At 43.7% G+C, this 24,051-nt stretch carries 27 protein-coding genes and 1 tRNA gene; 14 read left to right on the top strand and 14 right to left on the bottom strand.

Features of this window, described 5'->3' with window-relative positions; translation table 11 throughout:
• The first annotated feature begins 59 nt into the window (after nucleotides 1-59).
• Entirely contained in the window at nucleotides 60-974 is a 915-nt protein-coding gene (locus ACLI08_RS05635; protein ID WP_411427489.1) for a phospholipase A, read from the top strand.
• 16 nt (nucleotides 975-990) lie between these two features.
• Here the strand turns inward: ACLI08_RS05635 and ACLI08_RS05640 are convergent, their stop codons facing one another.
• Nucleotides 991-1,575 carry a hypothetical protein gene (locus tag ACLI08_RS05640; protein WP_411427490.1) on the bottom strand — a complete coding sequence of 195 codons (585 nt, stop codon included), beginning with the start codon at nucleotides 1,573-1,575 and terminating at the stop codon, nucleotides 991-993.
• Nucleotides 1,576-1,832: 257 nt separating this feature from the next.
• Between ACLI08_RS05640 and ACLI08_RS05645 the strand changes: the two genes are divergently transcribed.
• The 3 genes from ACLI08_RS05645 (at nucleotide 1,833) to ACLI08_RS05655 (ending at nucleotide 4,989) form a co-directional block, all read left to right on the top strand.
• Nucleotides 1,833-3,338 carry an aldehyde dehydrogenase family protein gene (locus ACLI08_RS05645; protein WP_411427491.1) on the top strand — a complete coding sequence of 502 codons (1,506 nt, stop codon included), beginning with the start codon at nucleotides 1,833-1,835 and terminating at the stop codon, nucleotides 3,336-3,338.
• Between the two features lie 95 nt (nucleotides 3,339-3,433).
• On the top strand, nucleotides 3,434-4,468 hold the full coding sequence (gene adhP, locus ACLI08_RS05650; protein WP_411427492.1) for an alcohol dehydrogenase AdhP: 1,035 nt from the start codon (nucleotides 3,434-3,436) through the stop codon (nucleotides 4,466-4,468).
• A gap of 146 nt (nucleotides 4,469-4,614) precedes the next feature.
• A complete protein-coding gene (locus tag ACLI08_RS05655) occupies nucleotides 4,615-4,989 on the top strand; it encodes a DUF779 domain-containing protein (protein WP_411427493.1) in 375 nt (124 codons plus the stop codon).
• A gap of 219 nt (nucleotides 4,990-5,208) precedes the next feature.
• On the opposite strand, the gene ACLI08_RS05660 is transcribed toward ACLI08_RS05655, so the two are convergent.
• From ACLI08_RS05660 to nadC, 3 genes are read right to left on the bottom strand one after another with little or no spacing between them, the layout of a single operon-like run.
• Nucleotides 5,209-5,637 (bottom strand): DUF2147 domain-containing protein, encoded by a 429-nt coding sequence (locus ACLI08_RS05660; protein ID WP_411427494.1) that lies wholly within the window; start codon nucleotides 5,635-5,637, stop codon nucleotides 5,209-5,211.
• Nucleotides 5,638-5,658: 21 nt separating this feature from the next.
• Complete coding sequence (locus ACLI08_RS05665) at nucleotides 5,659-6,588, bottom strand: YihY/virulence factor BrkB family protein (RefSeq protein WP_411427495.1); 930 nt, start codon at nucleotides 6,586-6,588, stop codon at nucleotides 5,659-5,661.
• 5 nt (nucleotides 6,589-6,593) lie between these two features.
• Entirely contained in the window at nucleotides 6,594-7,451 is an 858-nt protein-coding gene (gene nadC, locus ACLI08_RS05670) for a carboxylating nicotinate-nucleotide diphosphorylase (protein ID WP_411427496.1), read from the bottom strand.
• Between the two features lie 417 nt (nucleotides 7,452-7,868).
• On the opposite strand from nadC, the gene ACLI08_RS05675 reads away from it, so the two are divergent.
• Both ACLI08_RS05675 and ACLI08_RS05680 read left to right on the top strand, forming a co-directional pair.
• On the top strand, nucleotides 7,869-9,095 hold the full coding sequence (locus ACLI08_RS05675) for an ATP-binding protein (RefSeq protein ID WP_411427497.1): 1,227 nt from the start codon (nucleotides 7,869-7,871) through the stop codon (nucleotides 9,093-9,095).
• Nucleotides 9,096-9,172: 77 nt separating this feature from the next.
• Nucleotides 9,173-10,093: an AraC family transcriptional regulator N-terminal domain-containing protein gene (locus ACLI08_RS05680; protein WP_411427498.1), complete on the top strand. Its 921-nt coding sequence runs from the start codon at nucleotides 9,173-9,175 to the stop codon at nucleotides 10,091-10,093.
• A 46-nt stretch (nucleotides 10,094-10,139) separates the two neighbouring features.
• Here the strand turns inward: ACLI08_RS05680 and ACLI08_RS05685 are convergent, their stop codons facing one another.
• The 4 genes from ACLI08_RS05685 to ACLI08_RS05700 all read right to left on the bottom strand — a co-directional run bounded on the left by ACLI08_RS05685 (nucleotide 10,140) and on the right by ACLI08_RS05700 (nucleotide 13,047).
• On the bottom strand, nucleotides 10,140-10,601 hold the full coding sequence (locus ACLI08_RS05685; protein WP_411427499.1) for a hypothetical protein: 462 nt from the start codon (nucleotides 10,599-10,601) through the stop codon (nucleotides 10,140-10,142).
• A gap of 1 nt (nucleotide 10,602) precedes the next feature.
• Nucleotides 10,603-11,250 (bottom strand): hypothetical protein, encoded by a 648-nt coding sequence (locus ACLI08_RS05690; RefSeq protein WP_411427500.1) that lies wholly within the window; start codon nucleotides 11,248-11,250, stop codon nucleotides 10,603-10,605.
• Between the two features lie 100 nt (nucleotides 11,251-11,350).
• Nucleotides 11,351-12,262, bottom strand: a complete 912-nt coding sequence (locus tag ACLI08_RS05695) for a bifunctional metallophosphatase/5'-nucleotidase (protein WP_411427501.1) — start codon at nucleotides 12,260-12,262, stop codon at nucleotides 11,351-11,353.
• The gene (locus tag ACLI08_RS05700) at nucleotides 12,262-13,047 is read right to left on the bottom strand and encodes a 5'-nucleotidase C-terminal domain-containing protein (protein ID WP_411427502.1); all 786 of its coding nucleotides are present in this window, start codon (nucleotides 13,045-13,047) and stop codon (nucleotides 12,262-12,264) included. Before ACLI08_RS05700 ends, ACLI08_RS05695 begins: the two co-directional genes overlap by 1 nt.
• 57 nt (nucleotides 13,048-13,104) lie before the next feature.
• Between ACLI08_RS05700 and ACLI08_RS05705 the strand changes: the two genes are divergently transcribed.
• From ACLI08_RS05705 to ACLI08_RS05730, 6 genes are all read left to right on the top strand, one after another.
• Complete coding sequence (locus ACLI08_RS05705) at nucleotides 13,105-13,617, top strand: DUF6913 domain-containing protein (protein WP_411427503.1); 513 nt, start codon at nucleotides 13,105-13,107, stop codon at nucleotides 13,615-13,617.
• Nucleotides 13,618-13,626: 9 nt separating this feature from the next.
• Complete coding sequence (gene dapA / locus ACLI08_RS05710) at nucleotides 13,627-14,529, top strand: 4-hydroxy-tetrahydrodipicolinate synthase (RefSeq protein ID WP_411427504.1); 903 nt, start codon at nucleotides 13,627-13,629, stop codon at nucleotides 14,527-14,529.
• Nucleotides 14,530-14,686: 157 nt separating this feature from the next.
• Entirely contained in the window at nucleotides 14,687-15,493 is an 807-nt protein-coding gene (locus ACLI08_RS05715) for an outer membrane protein assembly factor BamD (protein ID WP_411427505.1), read from the top strand.
• A gap of 8 nt (nucleotides 15,494-15,501) precedes the next feature.
• On the top strand, nucleotides 15,502-15,819 hold the full coding sequence (locus tag ACLI08_RS05720) for a DNA-directed RNA polymerase subunit omega (protein WP_411427506.1): 318 nt from the start codon (nucleotides 15,502-15,504) through the stop codon (nucleotides 15,817-15,819).
• 8 nt (nucleotides 15,820-15,827) lie between these two features.
• Nucleotides 15,828-17,039 carry a bifunctional phosphopantothenoylcysteine decarboxylase/phosphopantothenate--cysteine ligase CoaBC gene (gene coaBC, locus ACLI08_RS05725; RefSeq protein WP_411427507.1) on the top strand — a complete coding sequence of 404 codons (1,212 nt, stop codon included), beginning with the start codon at nucleotides 15,828-15,830 and terminating at the stop codon, nucleotides 17,037-17,039.
• Entirely contained in the window at nucleotides 17,032-17,919 is an 888-nt protein-coding gene (locus tag ACLI08_RS05730; protein WP_411427508.1) for a DUF4835 family protein, read from the top strand. The genes coaBC and ACLI08_RS05730 overlap by 8 nt, the downstream gene beginning before the upstream one ends.
• Nucleotides 17,920-17,928: 9 nt before the next feature.
• Here the strand turns inward: ACLI08_RS05730 and ACLI08_RS05735 are convergent, their stop codons facing one another.
• Nucleotides 17,929-18,549, bottom strand: coding sequence for an NUDIX hydrolase (locus tag ACLI08_RS05735; RefSeq protein WP_411427509.1), 621 nt, complete (start codon nucleotides 18,547-18,549; stop codon nucleotides 17,929-17,931).
• Between the two features lie 82 nt (nucleotides 18,550-18,631).
• Here ACLI08_RS05735 and ACLI08_RS05740 point away from each other — a divergent pair, with 82 nt between their 5' ends.
• The gene (locus ACLI08_RS05740; protein ID WP_411427510.1) at nucleotides 18,632-19,684 is read left to right on the top strand and encodes a WD40/YVTN/BNR-like repeat-containing protein; all 1,053 of its coding nucleotides are present in this window, start codon (nucleotides 18,632-18,634) and stop codon (nucleotides 19,682-19,684) included.
• Between the two features lie 81 nt (nucleotides 19,685-19,765).
• Here ACLI08_RS05740 and ACLI08_RS05745 read toward each other — a convergent pair whose 3' ends face one another.
• Nucleotides 19,766-20,278 carry an adenine phosphoribosyltransferase gene (locus ACLI08_RS05745; RefSeq protein ID WP_411427511.1) on the bottom strand — a complete coding sequence of 171 codons (513 nt, stop codon included), beginning with the start codon at nucleotides 20,276-20,278 and terminating at the stop codon, nucleotides 19,766-19,768.
• Between the two features lie 104 nt (nucleotides 20,279-20,382).
• On the opposite strand from ACLI08_RS05745, the gene ACLI08_RS05750 reads away from it, so the two are divergent.
• Nucleotides 20,383-20,456: transfer RNA gene (locus ACLI08_RS05750), tRNA-Arg, on the top strand.
• Between the two features lie 162 nt (nucleotides 20,457-20,618).
• On the opposite strand, the gene ACLI08_RS05755 is transcribed toward ACLI08_RS05750, so the two are convergent.
• From ACLI08_RS05755 to ACLI08_RS05770, 4 genes are all read right to left on the bottom strand, one after another.
• Nucleotides 20,619-21,401 carry a type 1 glutamine amidotransferase domain-containing protein gene (locus ACLI08_RS05755; protein ID WP_411427512.1) on the bottom strand — a complete coding sequence of 261 codons (783 nt, stop codon included), beginning with the start codon at nucleotides 21,399-21,401 and terminating at the stop codon, nucleotides 20,619-20,621.
• A 209-nt stretch (nucleotides 21,402-21,610) separates the two neighbouring features.
• Nucleotides 21,611-22,168: a Crp/Fnr family transcriptional regulator gene (locus ACLI08_RS05760; protein ID WP_411427513.1), complete on the bottom strand. Its 558-nt coding sequence runs from the start codon at nucleotides 22,166-22,168 to the stop codon at nucleotides 21,611-21,613.
• Nucleotides 22,169-22,172: 4 nt separating this feature from the next.
• On the bottom strand, nucleotides 22,173-22,958 hold the full coding sequence (locus ACLI08_RS05765) for an HNH endonuclease (RefSeq protein WP_411427514.1): 786 nt from the start codon (nucleotides 22,956-22,958) through the stop codon (nucleotides 22,173-22,175).
• 112 nt (nucleotides 22,959-23,070) lie between these two features.
• Complete coding sequence (locus ACLI08_RS05770; RefSeq protein ID WP_411427515.1) at nucleotides 23,071-24,024, bottom strand: transketolase family protein; 954 nt, start codon at nucleotides 24,022-24,024, stop codon at nucleotides 23,071-23,073.
• Between the last annotated feature and the right edge of the window lie 27 nt (nucleotides 24,025-24,051).

Below are 24,051 nucleotides of genomic sequence, written 5' to 3' on the forward strand. Positions count from 1 at the left end.
GCTTAACTACTGTTTGTAAGGGAGTTCCGTATTTTTGATGTGTAAAATCACAACGGGTTATGAAGCAGCTTTTCGCAGTAGTGTTTATTATTTTTGGCTGTAGCCTTTACGCGCAGCGAAAAATCCAGCAGCCATCGGTTTTTAATACAGACCGCCCTAAGTCGATGTCGCAGCGCTGGGAGCTTGATACCCTTTCTTCGCCGGGTACGTTTATACTAACGCCGTATAAACCCGTTTACCTGCTGCCACTGCGCTGGAGCAGTGCCCCAAACGGTATGCCCCGAAGCGGAAATTCAGGCGAACAATATAATAACACCAATAATCTGGACCTTAATAACCTGGAGGCCAAATTTCAGTTGAGTTTTAAAATGAAAATTTTCCAAGGGTTGTTTTGGGGCCATGGCGACCTTTGGGGTGCCTACACGCAAAAGAGCCACTGGCAGGTTTATAATGCCACCTTATCGCGTCCGTTCAGGGAAATAAACTATGAGCCGGAATTGATACTTAACTTTGCCACCAATGTAGATTTCTTTGGGCTAAAAAACCGTTTGCTTGGTGTGAGCTTTAACCACCAGAGCAATGGCCGCGATTTACCGTATTCGCGTAGCTGGAACCGCATTATTGTACAGGCAGGATTTGAGAGTGGCGACTGGCAGCTGTACCTTCGCCCTTGGTTCCGCGTTCCCGATAAGCGCGGCACCGACGATAACCCGGATATTACACACTACGTAGGCAGGGGAGAGGCTATAGGTATTTATTGTCACGGCAATTATACCCTCACCCTTACGGGAAGCAGCAATTTTCAGATGAATAAAACCTTTAGAGGATATGCCGAAGCAGCGTTGTCGTATAAAATTAAGGGTAACCTGCGTGGGTATTTTCAGGTAACGCACGGCTATGGCGAAACGCTGATTGATTACAACAACAGGCAAACCACGGTAGGTGCAGGTATCTCGCTTATTGAATGGTTGTAGGGTGTTGTTCTAGGTTTCAGGCTAAAGGTTTCCGGTTTTTATCCAGTTCTGTTTTTACAGCCACGTTATGGCGCTGCTTTAAAATAGATGCTACGCCCAGTACTATACCCAGCAATCCGCCTATATAACTAAAGTTATGAATGTAGCCCGCCGTAGTAAAGTTGGCCGGTTTTTTTATGGTGGCGCACTCGTAGCAAAATTCGGCGAGGTCGGGCAGGCTAAGTGGCGTGGCAAAGTGCCCTATGTTATAACCCAGCAATCCGCATACAATGGCGGTTAAAAACATTATTACTGTTGCGCGTAGGGTAAAGGCAATACTGTTTTTTATTTTGGTGTTATATACGGCAACAAGGCTAAATACCAGTCCGGCAAGGCATCCTACCCACCAGGTGGCGGCCCAGCCTGTGGCTACAAGCAGTTGCAGGGTGTTTATGGGTAATTTATTATCGGGTGTTATAAACCCGAACTGTACAAATTTGAACTTCGTGTAATATTCATGGCTTATTTTATAGGTTATAAAGTCGTGCACTATGCCATATATCCCTGCGGTTATAGTTAGCAATAAAACCGTTGATATTATAAAAATAAGCTTTCTGTACATCTTAAAATATTACACTTTTGGTGGTTAAAAGTAAGCATTTGATAGTTATTATATATATAATCTAGTGATGCAGTGTTTCGGATTATTATACTGTTATTTTTTTGCGGATATTTTTTAGAAGTATTTAAAAATGTTTCGTCAAAAAAGTAAAATTCTCATCGATTGAAAAATTTGTGCTATTGATTGAAGGATTTGTGCTACTCCTAAAACGATGTAGTAGGTAATTTTGGAGTAAACAAAAAACAAATTTCTAAGTTATGAGTACCACAGTTTCACGTCCGGAATTTAAAGACAAATACGATAACTTTATTGGTGGCAAATTTGTAGCCCCGGTAAAAGGAGAATACTTTGATAATACTTCGCCTATAGATGGCAAACTGATTGCTAAGGCGGCACGCTCGTCTAAAGAAGATATAGACCTTGCGCTTGATGCTGCCCACGAGGCATTTAAAACATGGAGCAAAACGTCGCCGGCATACCGCAGCGGCATCCTTAATAAAATAGCCGATACCATGGAGGCTAACCTGGAGTATCTGGCTACGGTAGAAACCATAGATAACGGTAAGCCAATCCGCGAAACCCTGGCTGCCGACCTACCGCTTTGTATAGACCACTTCCGCTACTTTGCGAGTGTTATCCGTGCTGAAGAAGGTACTATTTCTGAACACGACGAAACAACCGTGAGCATAGTGCTGCACGAACCACTGGGTGTGGTAGGGCAAATCATTCCGTGGAACTTCCCGCTGCTTATGGCTACCTGGAAAATAGCGCCTGCCATTGCTGCCGGTTGTACTACCGTAGTAAAAGCCGCTGAACAAACCCCGGTATCTATTATGGTACTTATGGAGCTGCTTAAAGATGTAATCCCTGCAGGTGTAGTAAACGTAGTAAACGGTTTTGGTGTAGAGGCCGGTAAGCCGCTGGCTACTTCGCCACGCATTGCTAAGGTATCGTTTACCGGCGAAACCACTACCGGACGCCTTATTATGCAGTATGCCGCAGAAAACATTATACCAAGTACTATGGAGCTGGGCGGTAAGTCGCCAAACATCTTCTTTAAATCAGTAGGCGATGCCGATGATGATTTCTTTGATAAAGCGATAGAGGGTGCTGTGATGTTTGCCCTTAACCAGGGAGAAATCTGTACCTGTCCAAGCCGTATGCTGGTGCACGAAGACATATACGATAAATTTATGGAGCGTGTAGTGGCCCGTACAAAAGCTATTGTAGCCGGTAACCCGCTTGATAAAGCTACCATGATAGGTGCACAAGCCAGTAACGACCAGTACGAAAAAATACAAAGCTACCTTAAAATAGGTAGGGAAGAAGGTGCTGAGGTGCTTACCGGTGGCGAAGTAAATAAACTTGGCGGCGAGCTGGAAGGCGGTTTCTACATTCAGCCTACCATATTTAAAGGACATAACAAGATGCGTATTTTCCAGGAAGAAATCTTTGGCCCTGTAGTATGTGTTACCACATTTAAAACTACCGAAGAGGCGCTGGAAATAGCTAACGATACCCTTTATGGCCTTGGTGCCGGTGTGTGGACCCGCGATGCGCACGAGCTGTACCAGGTTCCGCGCGAAATTAAGGCAGGCCGTGTGTGGGTAAACAACTACCACGCGTATCCAGCGCATGCTCCGTTTGGTGGCTACAAAAAATCAGGTTTCGGTCGCGAAAACCACAAAATGATGCTGGAGCACTACAGGCAAACTAAAAACATGCTTGTATCGTACAGCAAACAAAAATTAGGATTCTTCTAAAAATTATATAGTGGAAAGCGGGCTGCCAAGAGGGGCAGCCTGTTTTTTTACGTCTCCCAATCTAAACTCCCTGTAACAACCCAAACAAAAATAATATGATTCCTAAAACCATGAAGGCTGCCGTAGTGCGAGAATTTGGGCAGCCCCTTCACATTGAGGAAGTTCCGGTAAAAATGCCGGGTGCTAACGAAGTTCTTGTAAAAGTAATAGCCAGCGGTGTGTGCCATACCGACCTCCATGCCGTAGATGGCGACTGGCCGGTAAAACCAAAAATGCCACTGATTCCCGGCCATGAGGGCGTGGGCTATGTGGTGGCGGTAGGCCCCGGTGTTAAAAACGTAAAAGAGGGCGATGCCGTGGGTGTGCCGTGGCTGTACAGCGCCTGTGGTTGCTGCGACCACTGTATTACGGGCTGGGAAACCCTTTGCGAAAGCCAGCAAAACGGCGGGTATAGCGTAGACGGTGGTTTTGCCGAATATGTAGTAGCCGATGCGCGCTATGTGGGGCATTTGCCACACAACCCTAATTTTATGGAATTTGCACCCATACTATGCGCCGGTGTTACGGTATATAAAGGCCTTAAAGAAACCGAAACCAAACCCGGGGAATGGGTAGCCATATCTGGTATTGGTGGGCTTGGCCACGTAGCGGTACAGTATGCTAAGGCTATGGGTATGCACGTAGCCGCCATAGACGTAGCCGATGATAAACTGGATCTTGCAAAACGCCTGGGCGCAGACCTTGTTGTAAACGCCAAAGAACAAAACCCCGGTGAGTACCTTAAAAAGGAAACCGGTGGTATGCACGGGTGCCTGGTTACGGCAGTGTCGCCTATTGCATTTACGCAGGGGCTTCAAACCCTTAGGCGCAGGGGTACCATGGCGCTAAACGGGCTTCCGCCGGGCACGTTTGACCTTGATATTTTTAACGCGGTGCTAAACCGTATTACCATACGCGGTTCTATTGTAGGAACCCGAAAAGACCTGCAGGAGGCAATTAACTTTGCCGCAGAAGGTAAGGTTAAGGCAAATGTTACCGCTGCCCGCCTGGAAGATGTTAATGAAGTATTTGACAAAATGAAAAAAGGGCAAATCGAAGGCCGTATGGTACTCGAGATTGCCAAAGCGTAGTGTTGTAGTTAATATAGTTACGCCATCCCGCAGGGTTTTTATAGCCTTGCGGGTTTGGTTATTATTTGCGATTTGTATGATGTAATTAATTTTCATTGCGTAACTTATATTTATTACGAGACGGAAGAATCAAAAAAGGTAAAACCATGTACAAAAGAATAGAAGCCGACGAAAAAGCCATAACGTTGATTAACGAACTAAAAGGCCGTTATGGTGCGCTTATGTTTCATCAGAGTGGTGGCTGCTGCGATGGCAGCCAACCTATGTGTTTTGAAAAAGGTGACTTTAAGTTGGGCTACAGCGATGTGTGCCTGGGCGAGGTAGAATGTTGTGAATTCTGGATGAGTAAAGACCAGTTTGAATACTGGCAGCACACCCATTTAACCCTTACAGCGGTAGATGGGCGCGGTGCCAGCTTTTCGCTTGAAATTCCGCTGGGGAAACGGTTTATCATTGAGTCCCGTTTGTATACTCCGCAGGAGCGGGAAAACCTTACACCACTGCGTTATCTGGAAGATTAAGCCTGTTTGTCGCTGGCTCCTGTTTTTAACTGAATCAAAATTCCTTGTCGGGAAATCTTGATATTAATTGTTTATTGGTTTTTAAAACGTAAGCCGCCCCTTTTGGGGGCGGCTTTCTGTTATAAAAAACGCAGCCGAAAAGCTGCGTTTGTATGTGTTTTAAAATGAGGTTTTAAGTGTGTTTGGTTATGGTTAAGCACTTAAAAACATTGGCAAAAATTATTTAACCCTTATCCAGGTTTGTGTGCGGCCCAATAATGAAATGCCCATGTATCCGCGCACATTCAGTTTGTCTTTACCCTCAAGTTTAATGGTACAGCTGTACAGTTTACCTTTGTTAGGATCCAGGATGTCGCCATCGGTATACTCCTCGCCATCTTTGGTAAGGCCTTTAATAATTACCAGCCCCAGTATGGGTTTATCTTTATCGGCACCCTTACAGTTCTGGCATTTTTTGTCTTTCTTGGCAGGGTTTAGTATTTCTATTACCTTGCCATACACCTTGCCGTTTTCTTCATAAATCTGCACGATGCTTTTAGCTTCGCCGGTTTCGTCGTCAAAGGTTTTCCACTTACCGGTTACCTGTGCCGAAGCCGACATAATGCCCATAAAGGCAATCATAACGAATGTAAAAATTGTCCGAATCATAATTTAAGTTGTTAACTAATGCTAAATATACAAATTTTTCCTTTTCAGCTTATGTATTAACGCATTTAATTCAAACCCCAAAAGCAGGATAAAGCAGTTAATATATATGTATAGCATTAGTACAAGCAGTGTGCCAATAGATCCGTAAAGCTCATTGTATTTGCTAAAACGCTCTACGTAAATGCTAAAGCCGTAAGAGGTAAGGCCAAAGAGTACGGTGCTGAGTACCGACCCATAGCTAAAAAAAGAGGTGTGGCGTCGGCTTTCAGTGGTAGCAAATTTAAACAGTATGCTGGTGGTAAGCAGTATCATAACCATAAGGAAAGCGTATCGGCCTATTTGCAGCAGCTGCACCTCGGCAGGTATATAGTAGCGGTTGCTTAGTTTTTGTATAATCACCTCAAAAACAATAATGGCCGCTACCGTAAATAACAGCAGCACGGTAAGTAATAACGACAGCATTATGGCTATGGCATAGCGGTGAAAATACGTACGCTTTACCGTAATGTGCATACTGCTTTGAAACCCCGAAAGTATGGCGTTTACCCCGTTACTCATAAACAGTATAGACAACAAGATACCAAAGCTCAACAGGCTTTTATGGCTGTTTAAAAGAATATCGGTAAGTATGTTAGCTATGGCGTCGTAAGTGTTTGGTGGCACGTTGTCGGCTACAAACTGCATAAAGTCTTCCTGGAAATTATCCAGCGGAATGTAGGGGATAAGGTTTAGTATAAACAGCGCAAACGGAAACAGCGACATAAAAAATGTAAACGCAATGGCACCTGCCCGGTACGATACATCTCCGTTTACAATCCCGGTAATGTACAGTTCCAGCAAATGATACAGCGTAAGCCCCTCAGAGTACGGCAGGCGAATGCTTTTGCCCAGCCGTACCAGGTGGCGTAGTACGGGTATGCGTTCCAGCTTATGTTCCAGTTCGGCAGGCATGGATTTTAAAACGCTTTCAGGCTCAGGTCCAGGTTGTACACTGAGTGCGTAAGCGCCCCGCTCGAAATATAGTTAACCCCACATTCGGCATAGTGGCGCATGGTATTTTCGTTAATACCCCCACTGCTTTCGGTTTGGCAATAGTCTCCTATTAGTGCTACTGCCTGGCGTGTGGTGTCGTAGTCAAAATTATCAAGCAATATGCGGTGTATGCCCGGGTTGGCTATAATTTCCTGAACCTCGGTAAGGTCGCGCGCCTCAACAATAATCTTCAGGTCCAGGTTGTTTTCTTTAAGGTATTGCTGCGTTTTTTGTATGGCCTGTGTAATGCCTCCTGCAAAGTCGATATGGTTGTCTTTCAGCATAATCATGTCATACAGCGCAAAACGGTGGTTTTCGCCGCCGCCTATTTTTACCGCCCATTTTTCCAGCGCGCGTATGCCCGGGGTGGTTTTTCGGGTATCCAGCACGCCTGTGCCTGTACCCTGTAGCAGGTCTACATATTTTTTGGTTTTAGTAGCTATGGCGCTCATACGCTGCATGGCGTTTAGCACAAGGCGTTCGGCTTTTAATATGCTTTGGCTGCTGCCATGCACGTGGAAAGCCACATCGCCATACTGTACGGGTGTACCGTCTTGTATAAAAACCTCAATGGCAAGATTAGGATCTACGTAGGCAAAAACCTTCAGGGCAAAATCTACCCCGGCCAGTATGCCGTTGTCTTTAACCAGCAGCTTGGCGCGGCCTGTAGCCTCTGCCGGTATGCAGGCAAGTGATGAATAGTCGCCGGGGCCCACGTCTTCGCGTATGGCATTGGCTATTATAAGGTCTAATTCTTTTTGGAATTGCTGTTCAGAAATCATTGGTTTACTTATTGTATGGCTAAGGTACGGATTTTTTTGGGAGGTATTAAATCAGGATTCACAAATCAGGGTTAAGGAACTGACACATCAATGAGGAGGATTTCAAGAACAGAGATGGTTACAATTTTATCGAAGCAAATGCGAAATCCTTTTGCGGAAAATCTTTATCAGTTGTTAACTGTCTACTAGATGCTCTAGCTTTTATTGTGGCTATAATTTGGTTTATAAATGTGTAAAGTTAGCGCTGACGCCTAAATAACCGCATTACCAAATAACCATTTTACTCGCTCCCGTAAGTAAAACCCTGTTATATCCTAAAATTATTATAACATTTGTTTAGTAGTGTAATTCGCTGAAAATAAATTCGTACATTCGATGTACAATTGGCACCATCTCCGTATATCGTATATAAACCGCATGACGTATTCAAAACCATCTGTTATAATTCCTAAAAATGACAGGGAGCGCCTGGAGAAACTACGCGAGTATCGCATTCTCGACACGCATTCGGAAGATACTTTCGATAAAATAGCCCTTATGGCATCGCAGATTTTTGGCACTGCGGCAGCCTTCATTACCTTTGTAGATGAAAACAGGGTATTTTTTAAGTCAAATCTTTCGCCTGTCCCGGCTAACGAAGTTCCGCGTGATGAGAGCCTGTGCGCCCTTGCCATACTGGAAGACAACGTTACGGTGATTTGCGATACTCATGATTCGCCCGAACTGCTTACCTATCCTTATGTAGTTATGGAGGGAGGCATACGTTTTTATGCCGGTGCGCCGCTAAAAACGCCTGAAGGATATAATGTAGGCACCCTTTGCGTAGCCGACAGCGAGCCTCACCCTGTGCCCGATGCTACTAAAATAGAAATGCTGCGTACCCTGGCTACCATAGTGGTAGACAAGCTGGAAAACCGGTTGAGGTACCGCAAATCTGTAGAATCTCAGATTAACCTGATGAACATAGCGCTCCACGAAATAAAAAACCCGCTGGCAAGTATAAAGCTGGCGAACGAAATTATTTCCAAAAATCCGGCAAGTATGGAAAAAATGACCGAGAATATAAAATCGGCCGTTATAAACATACAAAAAAAGCTGGGCGACTACCTGGCGCACAGCGAAATGGAAGAGCGCGACGAGCTGCTTACCGTAGAGGAGGTAGACCTTCGTGATATGTTTAACAGGTTAGTAAACAACTTTGAACTCCTTGCAGGCCGTAAAAAGCAAATCATTGAGCTATACGTAGATGAGCAGCTGCCGCCTATAGAGGCAGACCGCGAAAAGATACTGGACGTATTGCACAACCTGCTGAGTAACGCGATTAAATATTCGTACCCTAACACGGTGATTAAAGTAAGTGCCCGCGAAGCCGGTAACTACGTGCATATAGAGGTAAAAGACCAGGGACAGGGGCTAAACTTTCAGGATATGCAAAAGCTGTTTACCAAGTTTGCCAAACTGAGCAGTAAGCCTACCGGTAAGGAAACCAGTACCGGACTGGGGCTGAGCATAACCAAGTCGTTTGTAGAGCTGCATAAAGGTAATATTTACGCTATGAGCCCGGGTAAAGACCGCGGTACCACCTTTATAGTGTCGTTGCCGTTTAGGCACCGTATGCCTACAGAAGAGGGTACGCATGCTTAAGATAAAGTAAATTTACACTTTTATGCTTTTGCCATAGCAGATAATTTGCTAAATTACATCGATTTAGTAAACCTGATATGAGCCAACGAAAAGCCCTGCTGCACAAACCGGCACTTACCGTAGAAAAGTCGCTTAAAACCTTGGTGGAGAACCGTACGGTGTACTCCCTGGATAACTGCGAGCTTAACTTGTTTGAAACCTATCAGGAAAGCATATTAGTGCCGCTAAAGTTTAACGACCTGGTGGTTACAAGTATGCTTAGGGGTAAAAAGGTAATGCACCTGTTTGACGACCCTGAGTTTGAGTACCTGCCCGGCGAAACGGTAATAGTGCCGGGTAACGTGGAAATGAAGATTGATTTCCCTGAGGCTTCTACCAGTAACCCTACGCAATGCCTAGCCCTTGCTATAGACCACGGTAAAATAAAAGAAACCCTTGATTTTTTAAACGAACGCTATCCTAAAGAGGAGTTTAACGGCTGGCGGCTAAACCATGAGAATTACTTTTTTTATAACAATACAGAGCTGGCTTCTACACTAAATAAGCTGATACGCGAGTGTATGAGCACCAGTGTAACAAAAGATGCGCTGGTAGACCTTGCTTTACAGGAACTGCTGGTGCGCATTGTGCAAACGCAAGCCGTGCAGCAAATAGACAACGGTAAAGTGCCCGATGCCAATAGCCCGATTATAGCCATTACCGAGTATATACGTGCTAACATAACCAATCCTATTAACCTTAAAGATATGAGCGAAAAAGCCTGTATGAGTACTACAAGCTTTTACCGTTACTTTAAGCGCGAACTGGGTATGAGCCCCATAGAGTTTATACTAAACGAGAAAATAAAGCACGCCAAACAGCTGCTTAAAAATCCGGGTATACAGGTTAATGAGGTGTGCTTTATGGCAGGTTTTGATGATTGTAATTACTTTATCCGCCTGTTTAAAAAATACGAAGGCATTACCCCAAAACAGTATCAGCTGCTTAATGTGGGGTAGTTTATTATTTTAAATTCTGAATTTTAGATTTTGAATGCGCCGGCTGTTATTTGGTTTTTAACTCCAATAAAAAGTCCCTGCCTCTAAAATCAAGTTCTTCTATAATTTCAAAATCAGGCTCGTTGTTTGCGTTAAGGAAATCTATCCGTAAGCCCACTGTACCCCAATCTGATACGTTAGTGATTTTTTGTAAAGGGATGCGATACCTGCTTCCAAATTTTTTAGAAAAAACCTTATACACTCTGTAACCAAGGAATATGGCTAGTCCTATAACGCCAAAGCCTATACTGGGTTTTCCCAGGTTTTTTAAAACGAAAATGCAGATAGCTCCCAAAACTACATATACAAATATTTTCATCCCTACGATGCCGACGCTATTCCTTTTATCTATAGCGCGGCTTTTTTCTTCAGTTTCGCGGGCTTCCTGCCAGTTGCCGCTGTTAGTAAGGTACAGGTTTTCGTCGTCTACGTTTATGTAGCCGTATTTGTATTTAAAGTATTCTTTCATGTTATTTTGCCGGTTCCGAAATATCCCATATTTCGGCATTGCTTAAGCTGATGTCTACGTGGGGGTGTGCTATACTTGTAGCCGATACTGCCGTAATTTTAGCCTGTAGCCTAAAGTTGTTGTTTTCGTATTTGTTGTACGCGTCCTGCGCCATAGATGGGTAGATAAGGCTGTATGTTTCTTTAATCATTACAGCATCCTGTGCGCGGTTAGTAACTATCTGGCTCCAGCCTTTAGCATCATCGGTTAGTGTAATGCCGTTTACCAGTGCCTTGCTTTTAAAGGTGTAGGTAGGTGTAATTACCGTTTGTCCGTTTAGCTTTTTCAGTTTATTGTTAGCCGTTTCGTTATCGGTCTGATTACTGGCAAGTTCACCTGCTATGGCATTAATAATCATGTAGCGCAGTATGGCGGCATTTTCCGGGTGCGCAGTATCTTTTTCGGCACGTACTAAAAAAGTGGTAGCGGTCTTTTCGGCCTCCATCCATTTTTCGGCACGCAGTTGGTCTATAACAATTTTCCAGTCGGTAGTGCTGATAAGGTGTGGGTTCGAAAAGTCAGTTGCCGGGGGCAGGTTCTTTTCCTGTGCCTGTGCTGTAAACGAAAGTAGGGAAACGGCAACGCCCGCAAAAAGCGATAATTTTTTCATGGTTGATATAGTAGTTATAAAGTTGGTAGTGCAATGTTACAAAAAAAGCCTGTAAAAATACAGGCTCTCTTTATGGTTTTTATGCAGAAAACAGATGCTATTACACGGTTAGGGTACGGCCGTTGCCTTCGGCTTTGCCGTTTTGCAGGGTAATGTCTATGCGGCCCACATTTACGCCGTAGCAGCCCACCTGGTTAATCATTACCTCCTGGCCCGCGGTATTTTTTTCTATATGCGGTTTTTTAAGGAAGGTGTGGGTGTGCCCTCCTATAATAATGTCAATGTTTTTAGTGGCGCGAGCCAAATTTACGTCGCATATTTTCTCCGGGTCGTTATCGTAAGCAAAGCCCAGGTGGCTCAGGCAAATAACCACATCGCATTTTTGTTCCTGTTTCAGTATGCGGGTCATGTCCTGGGTTACTTCTACCGGATTAAGGTATACCGTTTCTTTAGACAGCTTTTTATCTACAAGGCCGTTTAGTTCTACCCCAAGCCCGAAGATGCCTACTTTAATGCCGTTTTTATGAAATATTTTATACGGCTTTACAATGCCGTTTAGTATGGTATTCTTAAAATCATAGTTAGCCGACACAAAGTCAAACGAAGCATTAGGCAACTGTTTGTAGAAACCATCAATCCCGTTATCAAAATCGTGGTTGCCCATAGTGCCCAGGTCATACTTCATCATGCTCATCAGCTTCATTTCCAGTTCGCCGCCGTAGTAGTTAAAGTAAGGCGTCCCCTGAAATATATCCCCGGCATCCAGCAGTAGCACGTTATCTTCCTCATTCCTGATTTTTTCTATAAGGGTGGCGCGCCTTGCTACTCCGCCCTTATCGGGGAATTTAGGGTCGTCTGCAGGAAACGGATCTATATGGCTGTGCACATCGTTAGTGTGCAGTATGGTAAGTTTTTTTTGCGCAGCGGCTTCGTCAAAACTGCTTAAACCCATTCCGCCAAGCACAAGCGCACTACCGGCTGCTGTTTTTTGTATAAAGTCCCTTCTTTTCATTACTTGTCCTGTATTATGCGTTCGGTGGTAATAATAGGTAGCGTGTCTACCGCTTTAAAATAATCTATAAACACATTTCGCAGCTTATAGTCCATATCGTAGCGTGCGGTTCCTTTGGTAAAAAAGCTCATGCTGTCGCCGCCGTTAGCCAGGTAGTCGTTAGTGGCTACATAGTAGGTTTTGTTAGCGTCCAGCGGCTGGCTCTGTACCTTAATATTTTTCAGGTTGCCGTTAGCATCAATATGAATTTCTATACCACTAAGCGGGTGCGGTTTTTTTTCTTTCAGTATATACTGCGCCAGTTCTGTAATTTGTTCCCCTTTAAGGGCAATCACTACAAGGGCGTTTTCAAAAGGCATAATGGCGTATGCCGTGCCCGCGGTAACATTACCTTTAGGAATAATAGAGCGTATACCGCCATGGTTAAGCATACATACATCGGCATGCTTATTGTAGCGTTGCAGCATAAGTTTATCGGCGGCAGCCAAAACAGTTTCGGCCTCAAAGTTGCCTATAGTGGTTTGCCATCCGTTTATGGTTTTTGCCTTGTCCATGGTTTCCGGGCAGTACGCCAGTACGCTGTCCAGGTCTTTTTTTATGTGCTCGCGGTAAGGCTTTACATAGTCTTCAATTTGCTGTACCGGGGTGTACGCTGCGGTTACCGGTAGCTGTTCTCCTTTAATGTTTGAAACATGCTTAGAAGGGGAACAGGCAAAAAACAAACTTATTGTTACAAATAAAACAAACCGCCTAAACGGTGTGGTATAGTTTTTATGTATTATCATTGATAGTTGTCCTTAAATTTGATAAATTTGCTATTCGGCAATAAAAGTACTATGTTTTTGAAGTTTATTAAAGATTTCAGATTAAAAAAGATTATTAAAAATACCTTAACAAATTATAAAGCCCCGGTTTCGGGAGGCCGTGTTGTTACGGTAGGCATTCTTATAGATGAGACCTATTTTGCCGACAGAGAAGCTCTTATGGCTGAGGTAACCGCGCAGGGTTTAGCCATAGATAAGGTTACCGCACTTAGTTTTATAGATAAGGTTAAAAAAGGACAGGAGCCCGCGCATGCTTACTTTACGTATAACGACGTAGCGGCAGACGGTACTTTTACTTCGCCCGCGGCAAGTAGTTTTTTGCAGCAGCCGTTTGATGTGCTTATAAGTTTTTATGATGTACAAAAGCCGCCGTTAACACTGGCTACGTTACAGAGCAAGTCCGCCTTTAAGGCTGGTTTTAGTACCACAGATAACCGCCTGCATACCTTTATGGTGGCCAGCCAGGCCGAAAACTATAAAGAGTTTGTAGCCGAGCTTTTTAAGTATTTAAAGATTTTACAAAAACTATAAATTATAACCATGCAATCGTTAATGGGTACCGGGGTGGCGTTGATTACCCCTTTTAAAAAAGATTTTTCGGTAGATACCGCGGCGCTTGAAAAAATTGTTGATTTTCAGGTGGAAAACGGTATAGACTACCTGGTGGTATTAGGCACTACTGCCGAGTCTGCTACGCTTACAGCCGATGAAAAAGAGCTGGTTATAAATACGGTTATTAAAGCAAATGCAGGCCGCCTTCCGCTTGTGTTAGGGGTAGGGGGTAATAATACTGCCGATGTGGTAGCCGAACTTAAAACAGCTAACCTGTCTGCATTTACCGCTGTGCTGTCGGTTTCTCCTTATTACAATAAGCCTACACAGGAAGGGATTTACCAGCATTTTAAGGCGGTTGCCCAGGCATCTCCGCTGCCGGTAATTTTATATAACGTGCCGGGGCGTACAGGTAGCAATATGCTGCCCGAAACGGTACTGCGCCTGGCGAATGATTTTAACAACATAGTAGCCATAAAAGAAGCTGCCGGAGATATTATACAAGCCATGAAGCTGATTCAGCATAAGCCCGAAGGTTTCCTTGTAATTTCCGGAGATGATATGATTACCCTGCCTATGGTACTTGCCGGTGGTGCAGGGGTAATATCTGTAATAGGTGAAGGTTTCCCGAAAGAATTTAGCCAAATGGTGCGCCTGGGTCTGGAAAGGAAAGCTGATGAGGCATATAAAATCCACTACCGTATTATGGATAGCATTGATATGATTTTTGAGCAGGGTAACCCAGCAGGTATTAAAGAGGTGTTTAAGGTGCTTGGCCTTTGCGAAAACACCGTGCGCCTGCCGCTTGTAAATGTAAATGAAGACCTTGCGGCACGCCTGGAGGGTTTTGTGAAAAAGTTTTCGGCTACACCACAATTACAAGGGGTGTAATGCAATAAATACAGTATATTTAAGTTAAAGAAAAGGTGCTTTTAAAGGCATCTTTTTTTGTGGCCTTAAGGCTGCGAAAAATAATTTTGTATTGTGTAATTATTAACTAACTTTGCAGTTGCTTTAAAATCTGCAGCTGCAGGTGCAAATTCTATTTATGGTACGGATTTTTTATACATTATTGCTTACTTTATTGCTTGCTTCGTGCAGCCAGTATCAAAAGGCGCTTAAATCAGAAGATACTAAGCTGAAATACGATGTGGCTGAAAAAATGTATGAAAAAGAAAAGTATGCAAAAGCCATCCGCCTGTTTGAAATGATAGCACCAAGCTATCGTGGTAAGCCACAGGCCGAAAAGCTGTTTTATATGTATGCCACTTCTTTATATAAAAACAAAGAGTATTATACAGCGGGTTACCAGTACGAGAGTTTTGTGTCCAGCTATCCTAAGAGTAACAAGGTAGAAGAAGCAGCCTTTTTAGGTGCTAAGAGTTACTACTATCTTTCGCCACGTTATTCGCTGGATCAGGTAGATACATACAAGGCGCTGGAAAAACTACAGGCGTTTATAGACAGGTATCCTAACAGTACTTATATGCCTGAGGCTAACCAGCTGGTGGGCGAACTGAGCCGTAAACTGGAGAAAAAAGCCTTTGAAATAGCCAAGCAGTACTTTGATACCGCAGCTTATTTTGGCGACTATAACGCCGCGTTTAAAACGCTTGAGAACTTCCTGATTGATTTTCCGGGTACGGAGCTAAAGGAAGAAGCACTGTTTATAAAGTTTGATGCTTCTGTAAAGCTGGCGCTAAACAGTGTGGAAAGCAAAATGAAACAACGACTTGAAGACGCCCACAAAGCTTATGATGAGCTTATAAAATACAAGGCAGATTCTAAATATAAGGCAGAGGCCGATAAGCTTCTGCAATCAGTAGATAGTGAATTACAAAAAATTTCTAAATAATAGCGAAGATGGATTTAAAGAAAACAACTGCTCCTGTTAATACCATTACCTATAACAAGGCTAAGATAGAGGAACCTACAGGTAATGTGTATGAGGCTATTACCATTATAGCAAAAAGGGCCAGCCAGATAAACACCGAAATTAAAAAGGAGCTTATCGAGAAACTGGAGGAGTTTGCCACTTATAACGACAGCCTTGAGGAAATTTTTGAAAACAAAGAACAAATAGAGGTTTCTAAGTTTTATGAAAAACTTCCTAAGCCACATGCACTTGCTGTACAAGAGTGGCTAGAAAATAAAGTATACTACAAAGAACCAAACAAATAGTATTGCCCATGTCTGTTTTGCGCGGTAAGAACATCTTACTCGGTATTTCCGGGGGTATAGCCGCCTATAAAACAGCCACGCTGGTAAGGCATTTTATAAAGGCAGGTGCGCATGTAAAAGTAGTCGTGACACCTGCCTCTAAAGATTTTATTACACCCCTTACACTTTCTACGCTAAGTAAAAACCCCGTGTTTTCCTCTTTTTATAACGAAGAAGACGAAAACGCCGTGTGGAACAACCACGTAGAATTGGGCCTTTGGGCCGATCTTTTTGTTATTGCCCCTGCTACGGCAAACACCATGTCTAAAATGGTAACCGGCAATAGCGACAACCTTCTTATAGCTACGTATCTTTCTGCTAAGTGTCCTGTGTATGTGGCGCCTGCTATGGATTTAGATATGTACCGCCACCCCAGTACTAAAGATAGTTTTGATAAGCTTGAGGCGTTTGGTAATATTATTATCCCTGCCGAGAGCGGTGAGCTTGCCAGTGGCCTTTATGGCGAAGGGCGTATGGCTGAACCTGAGAACATTGTGTCTTTTATAGAAAAGCACCTGGAAGGACAGCTTCCCCTGCGCGGAAAAAAAATACTGGTTACTGCCGGCCCTACATACGAACCTATAGACCCCGTGCGTTTTATAGGAAACCATTCGTCAGGGAAAATGGGATATGACATTGCTTTGGCCGCCGCCGATGCCGGTGCCGAGGTAATTTTGGTAAGCGGGCCTACCCATTTAAGGGTGAGCCACGAACAGATACAGCTGGTTAAGGTTACCAGCAGTGCCGAGATGTATACGGCGTGCCACACGTATTTTGATGGGGTAGATGTAGCTGTTGCCGCTGCTGCCGTTGCCGATTACAGGCCGAAGCATGTAGCAGCACAAAAAATCAAGAAAAACGAAGCCCACCTTACCCTGGAGCTGGAAAAAACAACCGATATACTGGCATCTTTAGGAGAAAAGAAAAAAGGTCAGTTTCTTATAGGCTTTGCTTTAGAAACCGAAAATGAGGTAGAGAACGCTAAAGCCAAGATACGCAAGAAGAATCTCGACCTGATTGTGTTAAACTCTTTAAATGACGAGGGTGCAGGCTTTGGTAAACCAACAAATAAGGTTACTTTTATAAACAGCCGTTTTGAGGAAGAACCTATGGCGCTAAAATCAAAAGAAGCGGTGGCGCAAGACATTGTTAACAAGATAAAAGAGCATTATAATGTATAAGTGGATTATAGCTGTGGTACTGCTTGCATGCGCCCCTTTAAAGGCGCAGGAGCTTAATTGTACTGTAAACATTAATTATGACCGTATTACAGATGCAAATCCGCAGATATTTAAAAGCCTGCAAAAAGCGGTTCAGGATTTTATGAACAACACGCGCTTTACTTCGCGTAACATAAGTAGTACCGAACGTATAGAGTGCTCTGTGTTTTTAAATCTTACATCGTACAAAAACAACGGATTTGGCGCGCTGTTGCAGGTTAACTCCATACGCCCGGTGTACAACAGCTCTTACACTACGCAGTTGCTTAACATAAACGATAAAGACATCAGCTTTACTTATAATGAGGGTGAAAATCTTATATTTAACCCCACTACGTTCGACTCTAACCTGGTATCGCTACTTTCTTTTTACGCTAATGTTATCATTGGGGTAGATGCAGATTCGTTTGCCGAAAAAGGTGGCAGTGATTATCTGGAGGCAGCACGTGGTATAGCCAATGTGGCACAAAGCAGCGGGTTTAAAGGCTGGGGCCAGCAGGATGGTAACAACCAAAACCGTTACTTTTTAATTAACGATATGCTTAGTACCACTTTTGAACCATACAGGCTTGCCATGTACAACTACCACCGTAAAGGGCTTGATACCATGGCGGAGAGCGTAGTAAATGCAAAGGTGCTGCTTATGGAAGCCATAACCCAGCTTTCGGCGATTCATAAAACAAGGCCTAATGCCTACATAACACGGGTGTTTTTTGATGCCAAGTCAGATGAGATTGCTGCCATTTTTAGCGGTGGCCCATCGGTACAGGTAGCACCGCTGGTAGAAACACTTAACCGTATTTCGCCTACTAATGCGGCCAAATGGCTCAAAATAAAATAAGAAAATATCTTAATCAAAATATGCAGAAAGGTCGCCATTGGCGGCCTTTTTATATACCAGCTGTATCTGGCTTTCCAGTATGCGGTCTTCAGAAAGTTCAGGTAGGCTGTCTATGTCAAAATACCCTACGCCAAGCAGGTCAAAGCCTTCTTTTAGTTCGCCCGAAACGACTTCGCACAAAAAGACCAACTTGTATACATAAAACGGCTGCGGCGGATGCGGATGGCAGCGTTTGTCGAAAACAGCCAGCAGGCGGGTAGCCTGTACGGTAAGCCCGGTTTCTTCCCGTGCTTCTTTTTCGGCGGTTTCCTTTGGCGAATCGCCTATATCTGCCCAGCCGCCCGGCAGGCTCCATTTTCCATCGGCACTTTCGCGTGCAAGCAATACCTGTTTTTTATCATCCGAAAGGATCAATGCCCTTACGTCGGTCTTTACGGTAGGGTAGTCTGTTACAGGGGCAAATATGGCGTTTAGTTGCTCGGGGCTGTTGCCGCTTACGTTAGCCATTAGTGTCAGCGCTAGTTGCTGTATTTCGGTATAGCGCTCGGTGTTGTATTCATCTGTGCTGTATACAAGGCCTGTATCGGCAATGGCTTTCAGTTTTTTTAGCGCGTTAAGAAAATCGGTCATGTTGCTACTTTTGGTAAATATACGCAAACACCATTGGCTTTTGGGAGCCAAATAAGTATCTTAGCCTTAAAACGTACCACTAATGAAAAAAGTATTGTTACCTGTAGTGCTGTCACTACTGGTTTTGTCGTGTAAAAAGCAGGCTAAGGTAGACGCACCTTCATTAAACAAAATTACCGCTGTAGATACGTTGCTTTCAGACAGCATAAGTATACGTACGCTTGCTGCAGATACTGATAAAATATGGTATGCCGGTAGCGGTGGTAAGTACGGATGGGTGTCGTTATCAGGCGGGAAAAACTTTACCGGTGTGGCGTCTCATGATACCATATTTCCGGAATTCAGGGCATTGGCACAAACCAAAAACGATGTGTTTATGATAAATGTGGGTTCGCCCGCGCTGTTGTACAAAATAAGCAAAGACGGCAGGCAAATAAAACAGGTATATACCGAAGCCGGGGAAAAGGTGTTTTATGACTGTATGAAGTTTTATAACGATAAGGAAGGTATAGTAATGGGCGACCCACAAAACGGTTGCCTTACGTTGCTTACTACTAAAGATGGCGGTAATACATGGCAAAAAAGTCTGTGTACAGAAGGGTTAGCTGTAGCTAATGGCGAGGCGGCTTTTGCAGCGAGCAATACTAATATTATTATTAAGGGCGATAAAACCTGGATAGTATCGGGTGGTAAGCAATCGCGGGTGTTTTATTCTAACGATAAGGGTGCAAGCTTTAAGGTAGCCGAAACGCCAATAATACAAGGACGTGAAATGACCGGGATATTCAGTGCCGACTTTTATGATGAAAACGTAGGCTTTGCCGGCGGTGGCGATTACGAAAAACCGGAGCAGAATACGGCTAATAAAATACTATCTGTAAACGGGGGTAGAACCTGGAAAATAGTAGGCGAGGGTACAGGCCCAGGCTACATATCGTGCGTGCAGTTTGTGCCGGGTAGTAACGGCAACGGCCTTGTTACTGTGGGAAGAACCGGTGTTTTTTACAGCCCGGACCAGGGTACTAGCTGGAAAAAGCTGCACAATGCTACCAACCTCAATACGTTTTTGTTTACCGATGCTAAAACCATCATTGCCGCGGGGCAAAAGGTAATACTGCGTATAAAGCTGCAGTAAGCAATCGGGAAAATTGAAAAAATGGAATCCCGGAGTAGTAAACGGCTCCGGGATTCCATTTTTTATTTGCTTCAGCCTAAGTTAATATACCAGCGGTGCAAATACCGGATGTGGCGCCAGTTTTTCGCGCCCGTTAAGAAACGATAGCTCCATAAGGAAGTTGCACTGCACAATCACCCCGCCCAGGCGTTCTACAAGTTCGCAAACGGCTTTTGCTGTGCCGCCGGTAGCCAGTACGTCGTCATGTATTAAAATACGTTCTCCGGGCTTTATAGCGTCTGTATGCACCTCGAGGGTATCTGTGCCATACTCAAGCTCATACGTGGCTTTAAGGGTGCTGTAGGGTAGTTTGCCGGGCTTACGCACGGGTACAAACCCTGCGTTAAGCTCATGCGCCAGCAGCGTTCCAAAGAAAAAGCCCCGGCTTTCGGCACCTACTACCTTGTCTATTTTTTGTCCGTTAAGGTTTTGCAGCAGTTGTTGCAGGCATTCGTTTACCGCAGTGGGGTTTGCCAGCAGTGGCGTTATATCTTTAAAAATAATTCCTGGTTTTGGAAAATCCTGAATGTCACGGATATAAGAAGTAAGATTCATTTTTTTGAAAAATATTGCATATTAGTGCTTGCAATTTAAGAAATCTTATCTATATTTGCACCCGCAATCAGGTACTAAAATACTTAGTGCAAGAGAAGCAAAAAGGCACCGTGGCGCAACTGAATAGCGCATCTGATTACGGCTCAGAAGGTTACAGGTTTGAATCCTGTCGGTGTCACAAATAGAATACTAAAAGCTCTGGTAAAACCAGGGCTTTTTTGTTTTATACCTGTTTTTGTAACTCCATAAAACACCAACCGTCTTCGGTCATTGCAAAAAAAACACCAGATGAAAATAACTCCATCTGGTGCATCATATATATATAGGTCAGCGTAAGCAATTACTTTTTAAGGGCTTTTAGCTCTTTAAGTACGGATACGCCTACTGCGTGCGCAGATTGCGGGTTTTGGCCTGTAACCACCCTTTTATCGGCTACGGCATGCTCCTGCCATAAACCTGATTTTTCAAAAATACCGCCACGTTCTATCATTTTGTCTTCCAGCATAAATGGCACTACTTTTTCCAGGCCTACGGCTACTTCTTCCTCATTAGTAAAACCGTTTACTTTTTTACCGTCTATAAGGTATTTACCATTGCTTAGCTTTATGTCTACCAGTCCGGCAGGGCCGTGGCACACCGCGCTAACCACACCGTTGTTTTCGTATATTTTTGCAGCTATGGCAGCAATTTCTTTGTTTTGGGGTAAATCCCACATGGCACCATGCCCGCCTGCGTAGTGTATGGCCACATAGTCGTTAGGGTTAACCTGGCTTGGTTTCAGGGTGTTTTCTATCTTTTTATGATACACAGCGTTTTCCCAAAACTTTTTATTAATAGGGTCTTCCAGGTTAAAGCCGTCTACCGGGGCTTTGCCACCAAGGGGACTTACAAAATCTATTTCGTAACCTGCATTTACCAGTACATCCCACGGGTGTGAAACTTCGCTAAGGTAATAGCCTGTAGGCTGCCCGGTGCTTCCTTTTTTATCGTGGCTTGTTACCACAAACAGTATTTTTTTCATGTTCTTTTTTGTTTTTACCTGAGCCTGAGCCGGTGTGCTGATTAGCGTAAAAACTAACCCAAGTGCCACCGCAAGGCCACGCATTACTTTACTTGATTTCATTTATAGTACTACTTAAAAGTTATATGGCAAAGATACGGCAACAGTGCGCCGGGGCTAAAGGAGGGAAATCACAACTTTGCTGTGATGTAAGTCACAGGGAGGGTTATTTGTGAATTTGTGGATTTGTTTATTTGGTGATTTATTTATTTGGTGATCGGATTATTGTACATAACTCAGGGAACTACAAACCATAAACACAAAACCACAAACTACGACAGCCTGCTTAGTGTTTCGCGGGATACGCCCAGGTACGAGGCAATAAGCGTTTTTGGTACACGCTGAAAAAGGGTAGGGTATTGTGCCAGGAGTGTTTCGTAGCGTTCTTTAGCGCTGTTGTTCATAAGAGAGAGTATGCGGCGTTGCAGCGCTACATAGCCGCCGTTACTTTTTTTGCGGAAAAAGTGTTCTATCTTATGGAGGTCGGCGCACAGTTTTTCGCGGTTAACCAGCGGCAGGCACAGCACTTCGGTGTCTTCTATGCAGTCAATATCGAGTGTGGCGGCAGTACCGTTAAAATACGCCTGAAAATCGGTTATCCACCAGTCTTCCATGCCAAATTGCAGTATGTGCTGCTTACCGTCTTCAGATGTAAAGTAGGCTTTTACCAGGCCGCTTATTACAAAATAATCGCACTCTACCGCCATGCCCGCCTGTACCAGGAACTGGTGTTTCTTTAGTTTCCGGGGCGTGAAATGCGACAGTATGTAATCAAACTCCGCATCGGTAAGCGGGGTGATTTTTTCTATATGGGCGCGTAGTGGGTGCATTGTTTTATTTTTTATTTTTTATTTGTTCCATCTTGTCTCTTAACTCATGAACTTTTAGTTCTTTACCATTTAGTTTTCGATGTAACATAGCATGGCAGTTTGGACAAACGGGTATTAGGTCTTTTTTATAGTCGACTTTATATTCTTCTTTAATTTCAGAAATTGGTGTTATATGATGAACATGTATAAAGCCATCGCCGATTTCTCCATAAATTGACTTAAAATCAATTTCACATACTGAACACTTTACTCCATGATATTCAATACACTTAGCTCTAGCAACTGAACTTCTTTCATATTTGTTCACAACTATGGAAACTTTTATACCCTCTTTTAATAAGATTTGTGAGTCTAAAGTTTCAGGAAATATTTCACTTTGTTTTTCTTCAATAAAATGATTTTTCAAGTAATCTAATAGATTACCGGTTACTTTCATTGGACCTTGTGGAGCTCTTTTTAAGCCATTTTCTAATAATTTATTGAGATTTAAAAACGGAGTATCAACTTGTTCAAGAAGTTTCAGGTTCACAAAATTACCAGCAAGTGAATTAATGTATTCTTCTTCTTTGAGCCAATAACTTTTGTCGTCCCTAATCTCGTTAAATTTTAGATTTACTTTCTCTACAAGGCATTTGTATCTTATGCGTTGAATAGGTTTTGAACAGTATATATAAACTATGTCTTTTTCTTTAAAATTGGCTTTCTGTCTCCAGTCTATTTCTCCAAAATGTTCAAAAGAAGAAGCATGATCATACATTTCCGGGTTAGCTGAGATAATCCAATAATCCATATAGATTGATTTTCGCTAAATTAAAGAAATTACTACAATCCTTGGCAAACCCTTATAACTAAAAAATCCCGAAGCTTTCACTTCGGGACTCTTTATATCAGAAAAACTCAAATTAATTCTTCCTTGAAATTGCTTTTTCAGCAGCCGCAACAATAGCCTCGCTGTTAAGTCCGTATTTCTCCATAAGCTGTTCAGGGGTGCCGCTTTCGCCAAAGCTGTCTTGTACGGCTACAAACTCCTGCAGTGAAGGGTGGTTAAGCGACAGCACACGTGCCACGCTTTCGCCAAGTCCGCCCAGTATATTATGTTCTTCGGCAGTAACCACACAACCGGTTTTGCCTACTGATTTTAGGATAGCTTCCTCATCCAGCGGCTTTATGGTGTGTATGTTAATCACCTCTGCAGAAATGCCTTTAGCCTCCAGTGCCTCGGCAGCAACCAGCGCCTCCCAAACCAGGTGGCCTGTAGCTACAATGGTAACATCAGTTCCTTCGTTTAGAAGGATAGCTTTACCAATAACAAACTCCAGTTCGCCGGTAAAGTTTGGCACCACAGGGCGGCCAAAACGTAGGTATACCGGGCCGTGGTGTTCGGCTATGGCAAGGGTAGCAGCTTTAGTCTGCGCATAGTCGCAGGTATTAATAACCGTCATGCCCGGAAGCATTTTCATAAGGCCTATGTCTTCCAGTATCTGGTGGGTAGCACCATCTTCGCCTAGGGTAAGACCCGCGTGGCTGGCACATATTTTTACATTTTTGTCTGAATAGGCTACACTCTGACGAATCTGGTCGTAAACCCTTCCGGTAGAAAAGTTGGCAAACGTACCGGTAAACGGAATCTTACCGCCCAGGGTCATACCGGCAGCCATACCTATCATGTTGGCCTCGGCTATACCTACCTGAAAGAAACGTTCCGGGTGGTTCTTTTTAAAATCGTCCATTTTTAGCGAGCCGATAAGGTCGGCACACAAGGCTACCACATTTTCATTGGTTTGCCCAAGTTCGGTAAGGCCTGCGCCAAATCCCGAACGGGTATCTTTACTTCCTGTATTGGTATATTTTTTCATTGTAATTTCAGAATTTCTATTTCAGAT

It is taken from the genome of Flavobacterium sp. RNTU_13 (assembly GCF_046614455.1).
GTDB lineage: Bacteria > Bacteroidota > Bacteroidia > Flavobacteriales > Flavobacteriaceae > Flavobacterium.

Coding starts and splice junctions, on each gene's coding strand:
- ACLI08_RS05745 (WP_411427511.1), bottom strand. CDS start 20,278: ATGAATCTTACTTCTTATATCCGTGACATTCAGGATTTTCCAAAACCA.
- nadC (WP_411427496.1), bottom strand. CDS start 7,451: ATGATTTCTGAACAGCAATTCCAAAAAGAATTAGACCTTATAATAGCC.
- ACLI08_RS05760 (WP_411427513.1), bottom strand. CDS start 22,168: ATGCACCCACTACGCGCCCATATAGAAAAAATCACCCCGCTTACCGAT.
- ACLI08_RS05645 (WP_411427491.1), top strand. CDS start 1,833: ATGAGTACCACAGTTTCACGTCCGGAATTTAAAGACAAATACGATAAC.
- ACLI08_RS05665 (WP_411427495.1), bottom strand. CDS start 6,588: ATGCCTGCCGAACTGGAACATAAGCTGGAACGCATACCCGTACTACGC.
- ACLI08_RS05730 (WP_411427508.1), top strand. CDS start 17,032: ATGTATAAGTGGATTATAGCTGTGGTACTGCTTGCATGCGCCCCTTTA.
- coaBC (WP_411427507.1), top strand. CDS start 15,828: ATGTCTGTTTTGCGCGGTAAGAACATCTTACTCGGTATTTCCGGGGGT.
- ACLI08_RS05770 (WP_411427515.1), bottom strand. CDS start 24,024: ATGAAAAAATATACCAATACAGGAAGTAAAGATACCCGTTCGGGATTT.
- dapA (WP_411427504.1), top strand. CDS start 13,627: ATGCAATCGTTAATGGGTACCGGGGTGGCGTTGATTACCCCTTTTAAA.
- ACLI08_RS05640 (WP_411427490.1), bottom strand. CDS start 1,575: ATGTACAGAAAGCTTATTTTTATAATATCAACGGTTTTATTGCTAACT.
- adhP (WP_411427492.1), top strand. CDS start 3,434: ATGATTCCTAAAACCATGAAGGCTGCCGTAGTGCGAGAATTTGGGCAG.
- ACLI08_RS05700 (WP_411427502.1), bottom strand. CDS start 13,047: ATGATAATACATAAAAACTATACCACACCGTTTAGGCGGTTTGTTTTA.
- ACLI08_RS05680 (WP_411427498.1), top strand. CDS start 9,173: ATGAGCCAACGAAAAGCCCTGCTGCACAAACCGGCACTTACCGTAGAA.
- ACLI08_RS05690 (WP_411427500.1), bottom strand. CDS start 11,250: ATGAAAAAATTATCGCTTTTTGCGGGCGTTGCCGTTTCCCTACTTTCG.
- ACLI08_RS05695 (WP_411427501.1), bottom strand. CDS start 12,262: ATGAAAAGAAGGGACTTTATACAAAAAACAGCAGCCGGTAGTGCGCTT.
- ACLI08_RS05660 (WP_411427494.1), bottom strand. CDS start 5,637: ATGATTCGGACAATTTTTACATTCGTTATGATTGCCTTTATGGGCATT.
- ACLI08_RS05755 (WP_411427512.1), bottom strand. CDS start 21,401: ATGAAATCAAGTAAAGTAATGCGTGGCCTTGCGGTGGCACTTGGGTTA.
- ACLI08_RS05765 (WP_411427514.1), bottom strand. CDS start 22,958: ATGGATTATTGGATTATCTCAGCTAACCCGGAAATGTATGATCATGCT.
- ACLI08_RS05735 (WP_411427509.1), bottom strand. CDS start 18,549: ATGACCGATTTTCTTAACGCGCTAAAAAAACTGAAAGCCATTGCCGAT.
- ACLI08_RS05720 (WP_411427506.1), top strand. CDS start 15,502: ATGGATTTAAAGAAAACAACTGCTCCTGTTAATACCATTACCTATAAC.
- ACLI08_RS05675 (WP_411427497.1), top strand. CDS start 7,869: ATGACGTATTCAAAACCATCTGTTATAATTCCTAAAAATGACAGGGAG.
- ACLI08_RS05740 (WP_411427510.1), top strand. CDS start 18,632: ATGAAAAAAGTATTGTTACCTGTAGTGCTGTCACTACTGGTTTTGTCG.
- ACLI08_RS05655 (WP_411427493.1), top strand. CDS start 4,615: ATGTACAAAAGAATAGAAGCCGACGAAAAAGCCATAACGTTGATTAAC.
- ACLI08_RS05685 (WP_411427499.1), bottom strand. CDS start 10,601: ATGAAAGAATACTTTAAATACAAATACGGCTACATAAACGTAGACGAC.
- ACLI08_RS05635 (WP_411427489.1), top strand. CDS start 60: ATGAAGCAGCTTTTCGCAGTAGTGTTTATTATTTTTGGCTGTAGCCTT.
- ACLI08_RS05715 (WP_411427505.1), top strand. CDS start 14,687: ATGGTACGGATTTTTTATACATTATTGCTTACTTTATTGCTTGCTTCG.